Origin of the sequence: Planobispora longispora, assembly GCF_016863135.1 — a bacterium.
GTDB classification, from domain to species: Bacteria; Actinomycetota; Actinomycetes; order Streptosporangiales; family Streptosporangiaceae; genus Planobispora; species Planobispora longispora.
Map to the genome: position 1 here is coordinate 1 of NZ_BOOH01000091.1, position 2,284 is coordinate 2,284.

At 76.1% G+C, this 2,284-nt stretch carries 1 protein-coding gene; it reads left to right on the forward strand.

What is annotated here, in order from left to right; genetic code table 11:
- On the forward strand, positions 1-2,284 hold a 2,284-nt coding region (locus Plo01_RS39720; protein WP_203895978.1), incomplete at both ends, for a non-ribosomal peptide synthetase.

Sequence of the window (2,284 nt, forward strand, 5' to 3'; positions counted from 1 at the left end):
GGTGGTCGCGCGGTCGCGGGAGACGGCGGTCGCCGCGTTCGCGCACCAGGACGTGCCGTTCGACCGCGTGGTGGAGGAGACCGCGCCGGCCCGCTCCGCGGGGGTGACGCCGTTCGTCCAGGTGGCGCTGGTGGTGCAGGACCTGCCGGAGCCGGACGGGCGACTGGACGGGGACGTGCGGATCGAGCCGGTGCCGGTGCCGGTGCAGGCCGCGGCCTTCGACCTGTCCGTGCAGGTGTGGTCGGAGGCCGACGGCACGATGACGGGCTTCGCCGAGTACTCGACCGAGCTGTTCGACCGGCCGACCGTCGACGGGTTCGTCGCGGCCTTCCAGCGGGTGCTCGCGGCCGGGACCGCCGAACCCGCGCTGCCGGTCTCACGCCTCGCGCTGACCGAGCCGGAACCGGCCGCCGTCGAGCCGCCGCCCGCCCGATGCCTTCACGACCTCGTCGCCGACGTCGCCCTGCGCGCGCCGGACGCCGTGGCCGCCACCTGCGCCGGGGCCCGGCTCAGCTACGCCGAGCTCGACCGCCGGGCACGCCGGCTGGCCGCCCGGCTGCGGGAGTGCGGGGCCGGGCCCGGGTCGATCGTCGGGGTGTGCCTGCCCCGGTCGCTGGACGTGCCGGTCGCGCTGCTGGCGGTGCTGCACACCGGCGCCGCCTACCTGCCGCTGGAGGCGGACTACCCGGTGGAGCGGCTGGCGTACATGCTGGACGACGCGGCGGCACGGGTGGTCGTCGCCGACGATTCCACCGTGTCCCGTCTCCCCGGGAGCGTCCGCGTCGTCGCCCCGGACGGTCCCGGTGACCGGGAGGACGGCGGGGCCGGGCGGCGGGAGGCCCCGGGAGGAGACGGCGCGGAAGGGAACGGCGGGTCCGGGAGCGTTCCGGTGGATCCGGCGGCTCTCGCCTATGTGATCTACACCTCGGGGTCGACCGGGCGGCCCAAGGGGGTGGGCGTCGCGCACGAGGCCGTCGTGTGCCGGGTACGGGATCCGCAGTGGCTGCCGCTGGGCGAGCACGAGGTGTTCATGCTGGCGACGCCGCTGTCCTTCGACGTCTCGGTGCTGGAGCTGTTCGGGTGCCTGGTCAACGGGCACACGCTGGCGATCATGCCCGCGGGGAAGGCGCTTCCGGAACGGGTGGCCGCCTTCCTCGCCGACGAGCCCGTCACCGTGGCGTGGCTGACCGCCGCGCTCTTCCACGCGGTCGTGGACTGCGCCGGCAGACCCTTCCCGTCCGTACGGCACCTGATCGCCGGAGGGGACCAGCTCTCCGCCGACCACGTGGCCCGCGCGGCGGCGCTGGTGCCGAACGGGCAGGTCGTCAACGGCTACGGGCCGACCGAGTGCACGATCTTCACCACGTCGTACGCGATCCCCGGCCATCACGGCGGGCGGGTCCCGATCGGGAACGCGCTGCCGTACACCGGCACGCACATCGTCGGCCGCGACCTGCTGCCCGTGCCGCCCGGCGTCGCCGGCGAACTGCTCGTCGCCGGCGCCGGTCTCGCCCGAGGCTACCTCGGGCGTCCCGCCCTGACCGCCGAGCGGTTCGTGCCCAACCCCTTCGCCGGCACGCCGGGCGAGCGCCTCTACCGCACGGGGGACCTGGTGCGCCGGCGCGGCGACGGGCTCATCGAGTTCCTCGGCCGGGCCGACCAGCAGGTGAAGATCCGCGGCTTCCGCGTCGAGCTGGAGGAGGTGGAGCAGGTCCTCCGGCGGCACCCGGCCGTCGGGGACGTCGTCGTGACGGCTCCCGAGCACGAGGGCGACCGCCGCGTGGTCGCCTACCTCGTGCCCGCCCCCGGCGGGGGAGCGCGGCCGGCGCCGGCGGAGGTGCTCAGGCACTGCCGGGAGTCGCTGCCGGACTACATGGTGCCGGCGCTGTTCGTCACGCTGGAGGCGTTGCCCGTCAGCCCGAACGGCAAGGTCGACCGGGCGGCGCTGCCCCGGCCGGGCACCGACCGGCCCGACCTGGGCGGGTACGTGCCGCCGCGCGGGCACGTCCAGCGGGAGCTCGCCGGCATCTGGACCGCGCTGCTCGGCCTGGACCGGGTCGGCGCGCACGATCACTTCTTCGACGTCGGCGGGCACAGCCTGCTCGCCAGCCGGCTGCTCGCCCGGGTGAGGAAGACGTTCTCCTGCGAGGTCCCGCTCGCCGACTTCCTGACGGAGCCGACCGTGGCGGCCCTGGCGGAGCTGGTCCAGGACCGGCTCGCCGCCGCCTCCTCCGCCGTCGCGCCGGTCCGGCCCGCCCTGGCCCGCGCCGCCCACAACGGCACC